Source organism: Pedobacter frigiditerrae, assembly GCF_032678705.1.
GTDB lineage: Bacteria > Bacteroidota > Bacteroidia > Sphingobacteriales > Sphingobacteriaceae > Pedobacter > Pedobacter frigiditerrae_A.
The window spans coordinates 1861469-1879410 of record NZ_JAVTSS010000001.1; the positions used below are offsets into that span (position 1 = coordinate 1861469).

At 35.8% G+C, this 17942-nt stretch carries 13 protein-coding genes; 8 read left to right on the forward strand and 5 right to left on the reverse strand.

Annotated elements, in window-relative coordinates; all coding sequences use genetic code 11:
* The first annotated feature begins 13 nt into the window (after positions 1 to 13).
* A complete protein-coding gene (locus R2Q59_RS07320) occupies positions 14 to 1183 on the forward strand; it encodes an alpha-hydroxy acid oxidase (RefSeq protein WP_316784805.1) in 1170 nt (389 codons plus the stop codon).
* Positions 1184 to 1935: 752 nt separating this feature from the next.
* On the opposite strand, the gene R2Q59_RS07325 is transcribed toward R2Q59_RS07320, so the two are convergent.
* Positions 1936 to 3078, reverse strand: a complete 1143-nt coding sequence (locus R2Q59_RS07325; RefSeq protein WP_316784807.1) for an aldose epimerase family protein — start codon at positions 3076 to 3078, stop codon at positions 1936 to 1938.
* Between the two features lie 130 nt (positions 3079 to 3208).
* Here R2Q59_RS07325 and R2Q59_RS07330 point away from each other — a divergent pair, with 130 nt between their 5' ends.
* The 3 genes from R2Q59_RS07330 (at position 3209) to R2Q59_RS07340 (ending at position 5847) form a co-directional block, all read left to right on the forward strand.
* A complete protein-coding gene (locus R2Q59_RS07330) occupies positions 3209 to 3880 on the forward strand; it encodes an HAD family phosphatase (protein ID WP_316784809.1) in 672 nt (223 codons plus the stop codon).
* A 2-nt stretch (positions 3881 to 3882) separates the two neighbouring features.
* On the forward strand, positions 3883 to 4575 hold the full coding sequence (locus R2Q59_RS07335; protein WP_316767430.1) for an NUDIX hydrolase: 693 nt from the start codon (positions 3883 to 3885) through the stop codon (positions 4573 to 4575).
* Between the two features lie 126 nt (positions 4576 to 4701).
* The gene (locus tag R2Q59_RS07340) at positions 4702 to 5847 is read left to right on the forward strand and encodes an AI-2E family transporter (protein WP_316784811.1); all 1146 of its coding nucleotides are present in this window, start codon (positions 4702 to 4704) and stop codon (positions 5845 to 5847) included.
* Between the two features lie 89 nt (positions 5848 to 5936).
* On the opposite strand, the gene R2Q59_RS07345 is transcribed toward R2Q59_RS07340, so the two are convergent.
* Positions 5937 to 6722 (reverse strand): sulfite exporter TauE/SafE family protein, encoded by a 786-nt coding sequence (locus R2Q59_RS07345; protein ID WP_316784813.1) that lies wholly within the window; start codon positions 6720 to 6722, stop codon positions 5937 to 5939.
* Positions 6723 to 6999: 277 nt separating this feature from the next.
* Positions 7000 to 8772, reverse strand: a complete 1773-nt coding sequence (gene argS / locus R2Q59_RS07350) for an arginine--tRNA ligase (RefSeq protein WP_316784815.1) — start codon at positions 8770 to 8772, stop codon at positions 7000 to 7002.
* A gap of 130 nt (positions 8773 to 8902) precedes the next feature.
* Here argS and R2Q59_RS07355 point away from each other — a divergent pair, with 130 nt between their 5' ends.
* From R2Q59_RS07355 to R2Q59_RS07365, 3 genes are all read left to right on the forward strand, one after another.
* Positions 8903 to 10348 (forward strand): arginine deiminase family protein, encoded by a 1446-nt coding sequence (locus R2Q59_RS07355; protein WP_316767440.1) that lies wholly within the window; start codon positions 8903 to 8905, stop codon positions 10346 to 10348.
* A 177-nt stretch (positions 10349 to 10525) separates the two neighbouring features.
* Positions 10526 to 11416, forward strand: coding sequence for a citrulline utilization hydrolase CtlX (ctlX, locus tag R2Q59_RS07360; RefSeq protein WP_316767442.1), 891 nt, complete (start codon positions 10526 to 10528; stop codon positions 11414 to 11416).
* 163 nt (positions 11417 to 11579) lie between these two features.
* Positions 11580 to 12158 carry an alkylphosphonate utilization protein gene (locus R2Q59_RS07365; protein WP_316784817.1) on the forward strand — a complete coding sequence of 193 codons (579 nt, stop codon included), beginning with the start codon at positions 11580 to 11582 and terminating at the stop codon, positions 12156 to 12158.
* Between the two features lie 234 nt (positions 12159 to 12392).
* On the opposite strand, the gene R2Q59_RS07370 is transcribed toward R2Q59_RS07365, so the two are convergent.
* Both R2Q59_RS07370 and R2Q59_RS07375 read right to left on the reverse strand, forming a co-directional pair.
* Positions 12393 to 14534, reverse strand: coding sequence for a hypothetical protein (locus R2Q59_RS07370; protein ID WP_316784819.1), 2142 nt, complete (start codon positions 14532 to 14534; stop codon positions 12393 to 12395).
* A 10-nt stretch (positions 14535 to 14544) separates the two neighbouring features.
* Positions 14545 to 15966: a glycoside hydrolase family 28 protein gene (locus R2Q59_RS07375; RefSeq protein ID WP_316784821.1), complete on the reverse strand. Its 1422-nt coding sequence runs from the start codon at positions 15964 to 15966 to the stop codon at positions 14545 to 14547.
* 205 nt (positions 15967 to 16171) lie between these two features.
* Between R2Q59_RS07375 and R2Q59_RS07380 the strand changes: the two genes are divergently transcribed.
* Entirely contained in the window at positions 16172 to 17566 is a 1395-nt protein-coding gene (locus tag R2Q59_RS07380; RefSeq protein WP_131555483.1) for an arginine decarboxylase, read from the forward strand.
* Positions 17567 to 17942 lie beyond the last annotated feature (376 nt).

Below are 17942 nucleotides of genomic sequence, written 5' to 3' on the forward strand. Positions count from 1 at the left end.
AACCAAATAAAAAATGAGTAAAAAAATCACCTTCCCTTATCATTCACAATACCCATCAGTTGCCGATTTAAGACGTAAAGCAAAAAGCAGAATTCCTAAGTTTGCCTTTGACTACTTAGAGGGCGGTTGCAATGAGGGACTTAATTTATCTCGTAACGAGAGTGATTTCGGCAATATTCTTTTAAAGCCAAACTATCTACGTGTGGGTGGAGAAATAGATATGTCTGTCGAATTATTCGGACGTAAATACAGCGCTCCATTTGGTGTATCCCCTATTGGTTTACAAGGTTTAATGTGGCCGAATGCTCCCGAAATTTTAGCTAAAGCTGCCGCTAAACACGACATCCCATATACGTTAAGTACAGTTTCTACCAGCAGCATTGAGCGTATTGCAGAAGTATCTGAAGGAAAAGCATGGTTTCAATTATATCATCCAACAGAAAACAGTTTAAGAGATGATATTTTAAACCGCTTAAAAGCAGTTGAGTGCCCAGTTTTGGTAGTTTTAGTAGATGTACCAGCATTTGGATTGAGATATAAAGAAATCAAAAGCGGACTGTCTATACCGCCTAAAATGTCGATTAACAATATTTTACAGGCTTTTGCTCGTCCGTTATGGGGCATTAAAACTTTGCAACATGGCATTCCTTCTTTTGCAACCTTAAAACCTTATATGGAAAAAGGTTTAGATATGTCGCAATTGGGACAATTTATGAACAAGACTTTCACAGGAAAGGTAGATATAGAAAAGGTTCAAGCCATTCGTGATATTTGGAAAGGTCCATTAGTATTAAAAGGAATTGCAACGGATGAAGATATGCAAGCAGCTATACAAATCGGTGTAGATGGCGTTATCGTATCTAACCACGGAGGAAGACAGATTGATGCAGGTGAATCTTCAATCAATTCATTGATAAAATTAGCTGGCAACCCTGCTTATAAATCGAAGCTAAAAATAATGTTAGACGGAGGTATTCGTTCTGGTGTTGATTTAGCAAGAGCACATGCTGTTGGTTCTGAATTTAACTTTATGGGCCGTCCTTTCATGTATGGCGTTGGCGCATTGGGCAATGAAGGTGGAGAACATACAATCAATATGTTTAAAACGCATTTATATCAAATCATGCAGCAATTAACCATTGAGAACGTTTCTCAGTTTCCTGAGCGTTTGATAAACCCCTAAATCCCCTAAAGGGGACTTTGCATAGTTCAAATAGCTAGATTCAAAAAAAAGAATTACTAAAGTCATTGGTTAGTATGCTCAACTAGCACAAACTGCTGTTATTAAATTCCTTGGCTGGTGTCGTTACCAGCCAATCTAAGCCTTAGCATTATTGTTAAGGCTTTTTGTTTGAAAAACAATGTCAACCTCATCCTTTGAAAGTTTAGGGTTATAGCTTCTGTCCTTCAAATCCCTTTCCTTAAGGAGAGGGAAACATTGGAACTGCGTCTAACCATTAGCTTTAACAGGGTGAGGTTTTTGAAAAAGTGTGTCAGTTTTTCATAGGTTCTTAAGCCCTGCTTTTCACTTTACTTCGGATAACCGCAAGGGTTACCCCTACGTGTTCGTTCCAATCAGGTTTATTTAACAAAGTTGGTGGTTCTTGGCATCTGCTAGGTGCAAACCTACATAGCTGCACAAGCCTGCGTAAAGCAAACCCGATAGCAGTGGAAATACTTTTTTGCTTCGCCAAGTTAATCAGCCGATGAATACTTGTAGAGCTGTTTATATTCATCGGATGACTATTGTAAACCCACAAAAAAGATTGAAACGAATAGCGGGACTGCCGCTTACTATGGAAAAGAAAACTGCTTTACCCCTAAATCCCCTAAAGGGGACTTTGCAAAACGCTAATTTATGAATCAAAAAAGCAAGACTTTATAGGCCTTGCTTTTTTGAATTTAAATCAAGCCCCCTTTAAGGGGGTTGGGGGTTTATTTTGTAAACTTATAAGTTGTGCTAGTTGTATAAACTTGTCCAGGTTTTAGAGTTGTAGAAGCAAAGTTTGCGTGATTTGGTGCATCTGGAAAGTGTTGCGTTTCTAAACACAATGCAGAGCGATGAGGATAAGATTTTCCTTTTTTACCATCTTTACTTTCGCCAGTTAAGAAGTTACCGCTGTAAAATTGCAAACCAGGTTCAGTCGTATAAACTTCCAAAATAATACCAGTTACTGGGCTTTTTAAAGTAGCAACAGGTGTTTTACCATCGTTAGCTTTTAAAGCAAAGTTATGGTCATATCCTTTACCAAACTTTAATTGTTCTTCTTTTAACTCAATGTCTTTACCAATTGCTTTAGCTACATTAAAATCAAACGAAGTTCCTTTTACTGGCAACAAAGCACCTGTTGGAATTAACGTACTATCTACTGGAGTAATCGCATCAGCAGCAATCATTAACTCGTGATCTAAAATGGTATTGCTTCCTTCTCCGCTTAAATTAAAATAAGTATGGTTAGTTAAATTAACAACTGTTGTTTTATCAGTGGTTGCTGTATAGTCTATTTGAAGGGCATTTTCGTTAGTTAATGTATAAACCACCTTAACATCTAACTTACCAGGATAACCAGCTTCTCCATCTGCAGATGAATAAGTTAATTCCAATTTCTGACCATCCTGTTTAGCATCCCAAACTTTTCCAAAAAAACCATCGGTACCACCATGCAAAGTATTTGTACCATCGTTTAATTGCAATTGATATGCTTTGCCTTCAAGAGTGAATTTCCCTTTTCCAATTCTATTGCCATAACGACCAATTAAGGCACCAAAAAATGGTTCCCCAGTTTTGCGATACGAGCTAATGCTATCATAACCTAAAGAAACATCTACTAATTTATCATTTTTATCAGGCACCAATAATGAAATTACGCGACCACCAAAATTTGTAATGGTAACAGTTACACCATTGCTATTGGTTAAGGTATAAAGTTTTACTTGTTTGCCATTAATTACAGTATCATATTGCAACGAATCTGTTTTAGCATTTTCAACTGCTTTTTGAGGTTGATTACAAGATGAAATGGCAATAGCAAAACAAAATGCTGCTAGAGGAAAGGCTTTAAGAATGATTTTTTTCATGTGATTTATTATTGGTTAGGACTAAAGTAAGAAAAATAAATTAACGTTATGATAACGATTATATTTATTATTTCTTTGCAATATAAAAGATTTAAGGTTCATCCAAAAAATCTATTAATTTTACGCTCTTATGCAACAAATAAGTTTTAAGCCAAAAGCTTTTCTATTCGATTTAAATGGAACAATGATTAATGACATGCATTATCATTCTAAAGCTTGGCACCACATTATTAATAATGATTTAGGGAGAGCACTTTCTTTTGATGAGGTTAACAAGGAAATGTATGGCAAAAATGCAGAACTCTTAGAACGGGTTTTTGGAAAAAATCATTTCTCTGAAAGTCAGATTCTAGAAATTTCAATGGAAAAAGAGCGTCGCTATCAAGAAGCTTATGGTCCTTATTTATCTCTAATTGATGGATTAGAGACATTTCTAAAAAAAGGAAAAGAAGCAGGGATTAAAATGGCAATTGGTTCGGCAGCTATACCTTTTAATATAGATTTTGTATTAGATGGTTTAAAAGTAAGGCAATATTTTGATGCTATTGTAAGTGCAGATGATGTGGCAATAAGCAAACCAAATGCCGAGACTTTTTTAAAAGGAGCAATTGCTTTAGGCGTACATCCTTCTGAATGTTTAGTTTTTGAGGATGTTCCGAAAGGAGTTCAATCGGCAAAAAATGCTGAAATGAAGTCTATAGTGATTACCTCTACACATAATGAGGCAGATTTTAATGATTTTGATAATATTTTAGGATTTATAGCGGATTATAACAATCCGATTTTAAATTTGCTTTTTTAATTATGGGATATAACCAAAAAGCCGTTCTTGTTGCAGTAGATTGTATCATATTTGGATATGATGGAGAACAACTAAAATTACTATTAGTAAAAAGAGCTTTAGAGCCAGAAAAGGATAAATGGAGTTTAATGGGCGGCTTTATTGGCGACGATGAAAATTTAGACGGTGCGGCTAAGCGAATTTTATTGCAGTTAACAGGTTTACATGATGTTTACCTCGAACAATTGCATGCATATGGTAGTCCAGACCGTGACCCAATTGAACGTACTGTTTCTGTCGCTTATTTTGCTTTAATCGACATTAACAAATACAGCAAACAACTTAACGACCAGTACCATGCAGAGTGGTTTAAGTTAAAAGAAGTGCCGGATTTAATATTTGACCATCCAAAAATGGTTAAAGCTGCCATGGATAAAATCCGTTATCAAGCAGCCTTACACCCTATTTTGTTCGAGCTTTTACCTAAGAAATTTACAATTCCGCAATTACAAGCTTTATACGAGCAGGTTTACGATTCGCCTATTGACAACAGAAACTTCATTAGAAAAATAACTGCCAGTGGATTGTTGATTAAACAAGCCGAAAAAGATAAATCGAACTCAAGACGTGGTGCTTTTTATTTTAAATTAGATAGACAAAAACATAGGTCGCAATTTCAATCTTTCCTTAATTTTATACCAAAGTCGATAAAATAAACGACCTTAATAATGAATTCTTTCTAAACTTATATCTCTTTAATCGAGAGTAATAAGGTTTAACATCCTAATTTTTTCAAACAAATTAGCTATATTGGTGTTATCTGCCAAACAAATTAACTGTTCATGAAAGAATTTCCGCTCACCGTAAAGAGGTCTATTGAATTATTGGGTATCTGTTTAGTTGTTGCCATCTTGGTGATAGGTAGGGATATCATTATGCCAGTAATCATGGCATTTTTTATCAGCATCATGCTGTTACCTATTTACCGCTTTTTAAGAAAATATAAAGTTCCAGAATCGCTTTCTATCATCTTACCGATATTGTTCGTACTAATTTTTATCGCAGGAATCGTTTGGTTTTTCTCTGCACAGATTGGTATTTTGGTTGATGATTTCCCTCAAATAAAACAGAATGTTGCCAAACATTTACAGTCGCTAAAAGAGTGGATAAGTGACCTCTCGGGTATTAACACCAATAAGCAAGAAGCATTTTTAAAAGAGAAAAGTGACGATTTACTTTCTATGGGTGGCAAAGCTGCTAGTGGCGCTGCTGTTACCTTAAGTGGTGTTTTTGTTTTTGTTGGTCTGTTGCCCATCTACATTTATCTTATTTTATTTTACAAAGATATTTTACTTCGTTTTTCGTTCATGTGGTTTAAAACAGACGACCATCCCAAAGTGAAAGAAGTAGTTTATGAAACCGAATCAATCATTAAAAGTTACTTAGTTGGTTTGTTAATCCAAGTTACTTATATGACTATCCTTTTGGGTGGGATATTGCTTTTAATCGGCATTAAACACGCTTTATTGATTGGTGTAATTTTCGCATTATTGAACCTGATTCCTTATGTAGGTGCATTAATAGGAAACTTAATTGGCGTGTTGTTAACCTTAACTTCATCTACCGAACTATGGCCTGTAATCACTGTTTTAGGGGTAATTGCAGCTGTTCAGTTTTTAGACAATAATATTTTAATGCCTCGAATTGTGGGCTCAAAAGTAAAAATAAATGCACTGTTCTCTATCCTAGGCGTTTTTATAGGGGGCGCAATTGCTGGGGTTTCTGGTATGTTCCTCTCTCTCCCGATTATAGCAGTAATGAAAATTATTTTTGATAGAAGTGAGCAGTTTAAACAATGGGGTGTTTTGTTAGGCGATGAAAGACCTGAGAAAAGCCCGATGACCTTTGCGAGATTTAGAAGTAAAAAACCTATTGAGACGAAGAGTGGAACGGTTCACAAAAAAGATAGTGATAAGAGTAAGGAATAGGTATTTGCTGATGGTCAATAGTTGATGGTTAATTGCTTGGGAGCTTAGAAATACGATTTAGCTAACAACTATTAACTATGGACCATTGACTAATGAAGGTTATGAACTAAAACATCCCAAGCAAACCTCATAATAGTTCCAAAAACTACAATTAGGAAGAATATTCTGACAAACTTATTGCCTTTTAGTAAGGCTAATTTAGCACCGAAATAGGAGCCGATGATATTAAATATTGCCATTGGTATAGCATATTGATATAAGATATGCCCAGTAGAACTGAAGTAAATAATTGCTGCCAAATTGGTGGCAATGTTTACAACCTTAGCGTGAGCACTGGCGTGGATAAAATCAAATCCGAGAACCGCAATAAAAACCAAGATGAGGAATGATCCTGTTCCTGGACCAATTAAACCATCATAAAAACCAATGATTAAGCCAAAGAGGGCAGCTAACAACACCTGCTTTCTAACAGAATGTTCCTTGTGTTGATGAATGCCAAATTGCTTATTGAAATAAGTGTAAATAGCCACTAAAATAAGCACGACTAAAATAATTGGCTTAATCACTGCATTATTAATCATACTCACAGAATATGCACCTAAAAGTGAGGCACAGAAAGCGGCAATTACACAAGAAATTAAAACCCTATAGTTAAATTGTACTTGTTTGGCATATTTAAAAGCCGCCACGCTAGTCCCGAAAAGAGAAGGGATTTTTACCGTTCCGAAAATACTGGCAACAGGGTAATGCGGTAAAATAAGTAGCGTGGCAGGAGTTTGCAATAAACCTCCACCGCCCACAATGGCATCAATAAAACCTGCTGCGAAGGCTGCTAGGCAAAGTAAGATGAGTTCTTGTAGAAATGTGTTTGTCATTTAGAGCTTGTTTGTCATTCAGAACTTGTACCGATTTTATATCGGTAGCGCAGCAGCTTGTCCAGACTTCTTCGGGAAAGAATCTAATTAGAGATGTGGTACAATGTTTCTTATAATTAATTTTTCGGTTGGTGAGACAACGACCGATAGACTTAACATTGATAATTATGCTATCCGTCAGCTAAAGCAGACGGCAATGAATTACAAACTCAACAACTTATCAACTCAACAACTTATCAACTCAACAAATAATCAATTTAAACAGTTAACTCTTTACTTACATCCTCTCTGGCACATTAATACCCAATATCTTTGTTCCGCTTTTTAAAACATCAGCAGTAAGCTTACAAATATTTAAACGATGTTGCTTTAAAGCTGCATTTTCTTCTTTTACAATTGGAGGAACTTCGTGATAAAACTTATTAAATAACTTGGCTAATTCATATAAGTAATTCGCTAAAAATGCTGGACTATATGCTTTTGCTGCTGTAGAAATTTCAGTAGGATATTTAGCCAAAAGCATAATCATTTCTAGTTCAGTTTCTGAAAGCGCACCAAACTCCAAACTCTTAACTCCCGACTTATATTCCGCTTTCAACAACAATGATTTAATCCTAGCGTGAGTGTACTGTATAAACGGACCTGTATGACCTTGGAAATCGATAGATTCAGATGGGTCGAATAACAAACGTTTTTTAGGTTCAACTTTTAACAAGAAATATTTTAAAGCACCTAGTCCGATGTTATAGTAAAGCTCATCTTTTTCCTCATCAGAAAAATCATTTATTTTACCCAAAGCTTCCGTCTTCTGACGGGCAGTATCAATCATTTCTGCCACTAAATCATCTGCATCAACCACCGTTCCTTCCCTGCTTTTCATCTTTCCGCTAGGCAAATCTACCATCCCATAACTTAAGTGATGTAGACCTTTTGCCCAGCTTTTACCAAGTTTTTCTAAGATTAAAAACAGAACCTTGAAGTGATAATCTTGTTCATTACCAACTACATAAATAGATTGGTCCATCTTAAAATCATCATATTTCATTTGAGCAGTTCCTAAATCTTGCGTAATGTAAACCGAAGTTCCGTCAGCACGCAAAACTAGTTTTTGGTCTAAGCCATCCGCTGTTAAATCTATCCACACGGAGCCATCTTCTTTTTTAAAGAAAACGCCTTTTTCCAATCCTTCATCAACTGTATCTTTTCCTAATAAATAGGTATTGCTTTCGTAGTAATATTTATCAAAATCTACACCTAAGTTTTTATAGCTAATATCAAACCCAGCGTAAACCCAACCATTCATCTTTTTCCAAAGATTAATAACGGCTTCATCACCAGCTTCCCAAGCCAACAACATTTGTTGAGCTTCCTTAATTAAAGGCGCATTCTTCTTGGCTTCATCTTCAGTCTGACCTTCCGCCATTAAGGCTGTAATCTCCTTTTTATATTCCTTATCAAAGATTACATAATACTTCCCTACCAAATGGTCGCCTTTTAAACCCGAACTTTCAGGAGTCTCGCCGTTGCCCCATTTTTGCCAAGCCAACATCGATTTACAGATATGAATTCCTCTATCGTTAACCAAATTCACTTTAAAAACTTCGTAACCATCGGCTTTCAATAACTCAGCAACTGCATAACCTAATAAATTGTTGCGAACGTGGCCCAAGTGCAAAGGCTTGTTAGTGTTTGGCGAAGAATATTCTACCATCACTTTTTGACCGTTCGATTTTATTTTACCAAAATCATCACTCAATAACTCGTTGTTCAATAAATTAATCCAGTAGCTTTCGGCTATGCTTAAGTTTAAAAAGCCCTTAACCACATTAAAGTCAGTGATATCTTCAACGTTTTCTACCAAATATTCGCCGATGGCTCTCGCGGTTTCCTCTGGAGATTTTTTAGAGATTTTAGTAAATGGAAAAACGACAATCGTAACCTGACCTTCAAATTCCTTACGCGTTTCTTGTATATTGATTACACTCTCCGCAATTTCTTCATTGTAGATTTGTTTAATTGCATTAAGCGTGGCAGTGATAATAAAATTCATATCGCAAAAATATATAAAAAAGGTGGAAGGCGGAAGGTTTTAAGGTAGAAGGTCTTATCTTGCTACTCGATACTTGCTACTTGATACTATTCTAAAATTAAATAGCTTTGTGCAACAACATACCAAATATATGAGTAAACAACAACAGGGTTTTAAAGTTAATGTAAATACGGAAATAGGCCGATTGAGGAAATTATTAATCCATAGTCCAGATAGTGGATTGGGAAAAGTAGTTCCTTCTAAGGCACAAGATTGGCTTTTTGAGGATATTGTTCACTTAGATACCATCCGTAAAGGCGAATACGATTACTATTTAAAGTTGTTGATGTACTTTTTGGACCCTGAAAAGATTAAAGGTAAATTAGCCGATATTGATTCTGAAGAAGCCAATCGTAATTTCTATAAACCTGGGCACAAAGACTTCCACAATTCTAATTCAGTTTTAGAAATCCAACAATTGTTGATTGAGATGTTGGAAAATGAATCGATTAAGAAAAAATTAGTTTCTGCAGTTTGTGCCATAGAAGGGTGTACTTATAAATTACAGCTTCAACTAGCTGAAATGAACCCAAAAGAATTGGCAGAATTGTGCATTTCGGGTACAATGGCAGATGATACGATGATATTTGCCCCTATTCCTAATTTGATTTTCACAAGGGATGTGGGCACTACGATTAACAATTTCATTCTGCTTAATAAACCTGCAAAAAAAGCTCGTGCTCGCGAAACATTGTTGATGCGCTATTTATTCTTTAATCACCCTGTTTTTGAAGCCTATAGAAATAACATCTTAGAAATTCCAGATGTTACGATGCATTTCTTAAGACCAGGTGATGAGCCTTCATTTAGCACTACTTTAGAAGGTGGTGATGTAATGATGGTGAGTCCAAATCATGTTTTAATAGGTTGTAGTGAAAGGACATCAGAACATGGGGCAAATGAAGCTATTAAATTGTTATTTGAACAAAATGTTGTAGAAAAGGTAACGGTGGTTAAAATTCCTGCGAAGCGAGATTATATGCACTTAGATACCGTTTTTACGCAAGTGAAAAGGAATACTTGGGTAATTTTAAACTCCATTGCACACTCGCCTAAGTTTAACGCAGATGAACCGATTAACTTTCTGAAGGAACCAGAAAAACTAGAAGCTACAACTGCTATTCAATTTCACAAAGATAAACCTGGAGAGCCTAAATATTTCGAGCATGTAGAGGCTTTGTTAGATGATATCAGCCGAAACGATTTACACAGTACTGAGCCTACTAAAATCATCTATAGCGGAAACAATACTTTCCCTTATGATTCGAGGGAACAATGGACCGATTCATGTAATTTACTGGCCTTAAAAGAAGGTATTGTTGTGGGATATGACAGAAACGACAAAACTGTAGACGCTTTTAAAGCGGAAGGCTTTAACATTGTTGATGTAAAAGATTTAATTCAAGATTTGGAAAGTGGCAAGGTCGATGCAAATACAATGACAGATACTTTGATTTTAATGCCATCAGCAGAATTATCTAGGGCTAGAGGCGGATTTCATTGTATGAGTTTACCGATATTGAGGGATGGCATTTAAAAAGGTCAATAGACAATGGTTAATAGACTATAGCCATTGTCCATAAGCTATCAACCATAAGCAATTCTAAAAACTTAATAAGGTCAATAGACAATGGTTAATAGACCATAGCCATTGTCCATCAGCCATCAACCATAGACAATTAAACTAATGAGCCAATCCACCAACCACATATTAATGATTCGTCCAGTTGATTTTAAGTTCAATGAACAAACAGCGGGCAATAATAAATTTCAAATTGCTTCAGCAGATGCTGATGTACAGCAACAAGCATTAGCAGAATTTGATGGTTTTGTAAATTTATTGCGAACAAACGGAGTTGATGTTACTGTGATTGATGATACCTTAGAACCATCAACCCCAGATTCTATTTTTCCAAATAACTGGGTTTCATTTCACGATGATGGAGAAGTTATTCTCTACCCGATGTTCTCAGAAAACAGACGTGCAGAACGAAGAGAGGACATTATCCATACCGTAAGTGAGCACTTTAAAGTTGGAAAAGTAACCGATTTAAGCACAGACGAAGCGCAAGATATATTTTTAGAAGGAACAGGAAGTTTAGTGTTAGATAGGGATAACAAAATAGCTTATGCCTGCATTTCTATCAGAACAAATGAAATTGCCTTAAATAAATTTTGTAAGGCTACAGGTTATACTCCTATTGTATTTAACGCTGGTGATTTTAGTGGTTTCCCTATTTACCATACCAATGTGATGATGTGTGTTGGCGATAAATTTGCTGTTGTTTGTTTCGAATCAATTGCTGATGTTAATGAACAGGAAACCGTTAAAACTAGCCTAAAAAGTCATCAAAAAGAGCTTATAGAAATCAACTATGACCAAATGAATCGTTTTGCTGGAAACATGTTGCAGGTTAAAAATGATGTTGGAGAAAGTTTATTAGTGATGTCTGAACAGGCTTATTTGTCTTTGGATAAAAACCAAATTTCTAGCTTGGAGAAATATTGTAAAATCATTTATGCTCCACTTTACACGATTGAAAAAAATGGTGGTGGTAGCGCAAGATGTATGTTAGCAGAGGTGCATCTGCCGCTGAAGAATTAAGAACATAATTCCCTACCATTGTCAGTCTGAGCTTGTCGAAGACGATGTATTATTCAATGGATTCACCTTCAGTCCATCGACAGGCTCAGGATGACATTGACTAAAAATGGGCACCCCTCCAATCCAAATTAATTCAGTATTTTCGCCGAAAATCTAAATTAATATGTCTTTACAACAAGAGCTTTTAAATCGTTCAGGTAATAAATGTGAGTTATGTACAGCTGATACAAATCTATCAGTATATGAAGTTCCTCCTACAAGCAATGCCAATGCAGACAATAGCATTATGGTTTGCAAAACTTGTTTAGACCAGATTGAGAAAAATGAGCAAATCAATCCAGAACATTGGAAGGTATTAACTGAAACCATGTGGTCTGAATTTGCACCTGTTCAGGTTATGGCTTGGAGAATGTTAAGCAGATTAAGAAATGAAGGTTGGGCGGCAGATAGCTTAGACATCTTATACCTTGATGAGGGAACTTTAGAATGGGCTAAAAAAACAGGCGACCATGAGCAAGATGGCACTGTAGAATTTCATCAAGATAGTAATGGCGCTCGTTTGTTAGAAGGCGATACGGTGGTTTTAATTAAAACTTTAGATGTTAAAGGAAGTACAATAAGTGCTAAGCTTGGAACAGTTGTAAAAAACATCCGCTTAGTACATGATAATACCGAGCAAATTGAAGGCAAGGTTGAGGGTCAAACTATTGTGATATTGACGAAATATCTTAGAAAAGGATAATCATAACTTCTCGCCTATCGGCTGGTGTCTCCACCAGCCGAAATTATACAGTGTTTCGGTCGGTGAGACACCAACCGATAGAAAAAAGGATAATTTATATTATTTCTTCAGACACATTAAGCTGAGCAATTTTTTTTTATTGCCCACAGATATCGGGGATTCCGCAGATTTTAAAAAAATAAAAAATCTGCGAAATCAGCGGGAGAAATACGTTGCACAACTTTGGACAAAGATTTACATCATTTTCTTAAAACCTTCCCATTTCACTTTCCAAGTTCCATCTTTTGGGAAACCTGGGTTGGCAACTGTATTTCCATCCCAGCCAGCACACATCATGGCAACCGCAGTTAGTAAACCTCCATTTCCAGGTAAATAAATGCGTAACCTATCATCTTGGTAATTATGCCCATTAATTAAATAGGTATTGGTTTTAATATCCATCATCAAGGCATCAACTGCTTTTTCTGGCAGTCCTAAACGAGCGGCAGACATTGCGGTCATCGGGAAATCCCAGCCCCAAGTATCTGTCCAAGTCCAAGTATTCCATACTAGGTCAAATGTTTTTTTCATTACTTTTTTGTCTAACAAATCAGTTTCTGGCAACATTCCATAAGTTCCTAATACAGATGGATGGTCGGTTTTATACTCAGGATTTGTATAAGAATCAGGTGAACTTTCTGTGGCAAGGTAAACTCCATCTTTAATTGGAAGTGGAGATAGCTTTTTAATTACATCATCCCAATGGGCATTTCTTTTTAAACCCGACCTTTCTCTCCAAGCTTGTGCTGTTTTTAAAGCCCATTCCCAATAAGCCAATTCATAAGTTGGGTTATAAGTTGTATCAGCCTTAAAACGTTCTTGAGCAGGAATTAAACCTGGACCCAGCACATATCTTTTTTTAATGGGGTCGTAATTTGCAAAAGAAGCCATAAAATCTGCAGTTGCAAACACCAATGATTTATATTTCTCCAATATGCTTTTATTGGGATTTGCACGATAAGCCAACTCACTAAAGGTAATGATATGTGGCTGTTGCCAAATCAGCATCGCACCTATTGACGACGGACTTTCATTTCCATTATTGTCCGTCATTTTTTGCCACCTTGCTCCTTTAAAACCTTGCAATGCTGCAATTTGAACTGCTTTACTTTTAACTTTAAAATAATAATTCATACTAGGAGTTAATAAAGCTGGTCTGCCCCAAAGTGCAAAATGAGTAGCGTGCCACCAGTGCATCTCCAAATGTGGTTTTCCGAACCAACTGTTATAAGTTAAGCCTGTTTCTTGTGGAGGGTAATCTCCCGCACATTGTATTTTTGTAAGATATTGAGATAGTATTATTCTTCGCTCCAATTCATTGGCACGAACATCGGTACTTCCTTGAAAATCTATCGCAGCACCACTTAACCAAAAAGCTTTCCATTTTGAAGTGCTATTCGTTTTGATAACCTCGAAAGAAGGAATTGCTTTTGCACTTTTATAAGGTGAAAAAAGACAGCTAAAAGAAAACGAGTTTGAACTTTTATCAGGCAATAGGATAAAATAATGCTTAGACTTTTCATTCAGCTTTGCTAAACCACTCCACGAAAAGGAGGTAAAATAAGCAGCAGAATCTAATTGATGAGAAATTAAACCACCATTTTGCTGTGAATTGATGATAGTAGAACGATGTCTATCTCCATCTTTCTGGTTCGTACCAAAATCTGACCATTCTCCCGTTGGATAAGGAAAACGAATTCTAACTTTCAATCGCCCAGCTTTTATTAAAGCTGATTTTACTTGTGCACTTACAATATCTTGGTCTTGCCCAGAAAAGGTTCTAACTTCTACGGAAACACCCTCAAAAGTAAAAAGACTCTTAATTTCACCTGTCCAAGGGTCTAATGTTTGATTAATGTTTTTGATATCTCCTTCAGATGCAAGCGTTCCATTAGATTTGATTAACTCTAATCCGATATTGCCTAATTGCAATCTATGCACATTTTGACGGAAATAATTTGTGGCTTCTTTTGCTCTTAATGGTTCATTTAACTGAACTACATAAGGCACTTTACGACCATATTGATTGTAATATTTGTAAGCTTCTTGAATTTTATAACCAGCAGTATTTTTAAAACTATCCCATCCCCATTCAGATTGTGTTCCGAGGCAAACACCTTTTTCATAACGTTCTGGAAAAGTTTGCAAACCAGTCGCATCAACAGTAAAAGCAAACCTACCATTACCCACTGAAAGTGAGGAAAGTGAATCAATTTTATTAACGTGTATAATATGTCTTTTGACTACTGACTCTCTATTTATCTGTGCAGATAATGAATGACAAAAAAGAAGAAGTGAAATCAACGTAATTAAATTTTTAAATATTATTATTTTCATTTATAATCAATTAAAGTTTAACATTGGTTGAATTACTAATTGTTAACGACGACCTATCTTCTGCTTTTATTGTCACTTTATCAAAACTCCAATCTAAACCAAAATCTATGTTTCCAGCAGTTAATGCTTCTACATTGAAATTGCTTATTTTAAAACCTTTTAATATAGTTTTATCGGTACCCATGGCATTAATTCCTTTTTTAACGCCAGTCGCCTTAATGTTATAGATATTAATGTTTTGAAAAGTAGGAATTCCTTTAGATTCTGGTTCTACCCTATTTAATAATTTGGTCCAATGTGCAGGGATTTTTGCTGGGTCATAACCTGCCGGAAGTGTAGAATAACTATAAGTCGGGTTCCAATTGGGATTGATCTGAATTACATTACCGCCTCCGTTCATGGTAATATTTCCAAAGTAAACATCCTCAACGGTTCCACCTCTAGTGCGGGCAGATTTAATGTTAATTGCATTTCCAGTTCCATAACCAACTAAATCTGTTGCCCAAACGTGACGAATACTTCCAGAAGTTTCACTGCCAAGCGTTAACATTCCGGCACCTTTCCTAGCCACACTATTTCTAATCACCACATATTCAGTTGGGCGATTAACTCTTAACCCATCCCAATCTCTTCCTGCTTTTAAACAGAAATTATCATCATTACAATCAATATCACAATTTTGCACCAAAATCCACGATGATGAGTCAATATCAATTCCATCTGTACTTGGGCCGCTTCCATCCACATTATTGCGAATGGTAATTTTATCAACCGTTACATAGCTCGAATAAAGTACCTGTACTGTCCAAAATCCAGCTTGCTGAATATTTAAATCTTTTACAATCACATCTTTTGAAGATTCTATTAAAATAGTACGTGGCCTTTTCGCATCGTAATCCACAATCCAACGTAAACCTTTAGGGTCATAATCTTCTTTTCTCATTTTCCAGTACATATCCCAAAATGGCTTACCTTGCGCATTAATTAAACCAGTACCAGAAATACTAGCCTTTTGTTGTTTAAGTATATTTATTAAAGCTGCAGGCCATTTCATTTCTATCCCTGCAACTCTTGTATCAATCTCTGGATAATCCCTTATGTTCTGACTACCAATAATTTCTACGCCTTGCTCAATTTTAAGGTTTACACCTGTTTTTACAAATAAAGAACCTGTTAGGTATTTTCCCTGTGCGAAAACAACTGTTCCTCCGCCTTTTGCGGCGCAATCATCAATTGCACTTTGAATGGTTTTTGTATTTAGTGTTTTTCCATCGCCAATGGCACCAAAATCATTTACCTTAACTATTTTATTTTTAAAGACAAGCGCTTTGGAACCTACTTTATTTACCCAATTTGGAGCTTTAGGTTGAGCAATAACGGAAATGCTAGAAAAAAATAATGCTAAAAGCATCAAGTGAAATATGCGTTTCATAAACAAGAATATATTTGATTTGCTAAACAATAAGCAGCATTTGAGCCGTTATTGATAGATGCTGTTAAATTAGAAAGAATTACACGGTCAACCGTCCTGTATTGTCCTGCTCGTTTAAACTGTTCGGTTACCGTAAAATTATTAGTAATACTAACTCAATTCTCAATTTAAAATCACATTTTTGCAAAAATTATTATTAAAATAAATGCAGAGTTACTCCGAATTTCTTGATCTAAGTGTTGGTTTCCCTCAAGAGGGTTTCGATGTTATAGATGATGAATTGTATTTTCAGGATTTAAACCTGATGGAAATGATAGAAACCTATGGTACACCATTGCGTTTCACTTATTTGCCTTTGGTAAGCAAAAAGATTCAGCAAGCCAAATTGTTGTTTCAAACAGCTATTATCAAAAATAACTATCGTGGCGATTACAAGTATTGCTACTGTACCAAAAGCTCGCACTTTCGCCATATTGTAGAGGAAGCTTTAAAAAACGGCATTCACTTAGAAACTTCATCGGCTTTTGATATGCCAATGATTGAGGCTTTGGAGAAAAAAGGCTCTTTAACTAAGGATATCACGGTAATCTGTAATGGTTTTAAAACCTACCAGTACAAAACGTACATTATAGATATGTTGCATGATGGTTATAAAAACATCATCCCTGTACTGGATAACAAGGAAGAATTTAACCTTTATGATGATGAGATTGAGATGGATACACCTTGTAACTTAGGTATTCGTATCGCTGCAGAGGAACAACCAGATTCGCAATTCTATACATCTCGTTTAGGTGTACGTATGGAAGATGTAATCGAATTCTATAACAATAAAATCGCTGGCAATCCTAACTTTAGGGTTAAGTTATTGCACTTTTTCATCAATTCTGGTATTACCGATTCTCCTTATTATTGGAACGAGTTAGAGAAATATGTAACGCTTTATTGCAAGTTCAAAAAGATTAATCCAGAGTTAGATACTTTAGATATTGGTGGCGGTATGCCGTTTAAAGATAGCTTGGTATTTGATTTCGATTACGAATATATGGTGAACGAAATCGTTAAACGTATCAAAGAAATTTGTGCAGAACACGATGTAATTGAACCAGACATCATTACAGAATTTGGAAAATATACTGTTGCTGAAGCCTCGGGAATTTTATATAAAGTTTTAGGGCGTAAACAACAAAATGACCGTGAAAAATGGTTAATGTTAGATGGTTCTTTCATCACTAACTTACCAGATGTTTGGGCATTAAACCAGAAATACATTTTATTGCCAATTAATAATTACGACGCTGAATATGAGCGTGTAAACTTAGGTGGTATTACTTGCGATGGGCAAGATTACTATAACCAAGAAGCACACATGAACAGTGTATTTATGCCGAAAACTCGTAAAGTTCAGTATTTAGGCTTCTTTAATACCGGCGCTTATCAAGAGGTTTTAAGTGGCTATGGCGGTATTCATCATTGTTTGTTACCAAGTCCGAAACACGTAATCATTCGCAGAAACAGAGATGAAACTTTCAATTTCGAGGTTTTTGGCGAAGAGCAAAATAGTAAACAGGTTTTAAAAATTCTAGGTTATACTTCATAAATAAGTAGAAAGACCAAAGCTTAAAGACTAAAGCGAAATGCTTAATTCATATCAAAATCCTTCTCATAATTGAGAGGGATTTTTTTTACACCAAATCGTCATTGCGAGGTTCTGTTTTTCACAGACCGAAGCAATCTCCTTGCTGTCTGTCAGTCTGGACGTACTGTCCCGAATTTTCGGAAGTCGAAGACCTAGAAAAGCAACATCCCTGCTAATGGAAAAATCCAGTCCCGCCCTCGCTACAATCTTTTTTGTGCTCTTTTGAAGTCACCTACTGAATATAAACAGAGTGCAAATATTCATCGGATGCCTAAATTGGCTCAACAAAAAAGTATTTCCGCTAAGTCGGGTTTAGAGAACATAAGCTTGTGCAGCT

Coding starts and splice junctions, on each gene's coding strand:
- R2Q59_RS07330 (WP_316784809.1), top strand. CDS start 3,209: ATGCAACAAATAAGTTTTAAGCCAAAAGCTTTTCTATTCGATTTAAAT.
- R2Q59_RS07345 (WP_316784813.1), bottom strand. CDS start 6,722: ATGACAAACACATTTCTACAAGAACTCATCTTACTTTGCCTAGCAGCC.
- R2Q59_RS07375 (WP_316784821.1), bottom strand. CDS start 15,966: ATGAAACGCATATTTCACTTGATGCTTTTAGCATTATTTTTTTCTAGC.
- R2Q59_RS07325 (WP_316784807.1), bottom strand. CDS start 3,078: ATGAAAAAAATCATTCTTAAAGCCTTTCCTCTAGCAGCATTTTGTTTT.
- R2Q59_RS07380 (WP_131555483.1), top strand. CDS start 16,172: ATGCAGAGTTACTCCGAATTTCTTGATCTAAGTGTTGGTTTCCCTCAA.
- R2Q59_RS07355 (WP_316767440.1), top strand. CDS start 8,903: ATGAGTAAACAACAACAGGGTTTTAAAGTTAATGTAAATACGGAAATA.
- R2Q59_RS07335 (WP_316767430.1), top strand. CDS start 3,883: ATGGGATATAACCAAAAAGCCGTTCTTGTTGCAGTAGATTGTATCATA.
- R2Q59_RS07320 (WP_316784805.1), top strand. CDS start 14: ATGAGTAAAAAAATCACCTTCCCTTATCATTCACAATACCCATCAGTT.
- R2Q59_RS07340 (WP_316784811.1), top strand. CDS start 4,702: ATGAAAGAATTTCCGCTCACCGTAAAGAGGTCTATTGAATTATTGGGT.
- argS (WP_316784815.1), bottom strand. CDS start 8,772: ATGAATTTTATTATCACTGCCACGCTTAATGCAATTAAACAAATCTAC.
- R2Q59_RS07370 (WP_316784819.1), bottom strand. CDS start 14,534: ATGAAAATAATAATATTTAAAAATTTAATTACGTTGATTTCACTTCTT.
- ctlX (WP_316767442.1), top strand. CDS start 10,526: ATGATTCGTCCAGTTGATTTTAAGTTCAATGAACAAACAGCGGGCAAT.
- R2Q59_RS07365 (WP_316784817.1), top strand. CDS start 11,580: ATGTCTTTACAACAAGAGCTTTTAAATCGTTCAGGTAATAAATGTGAG.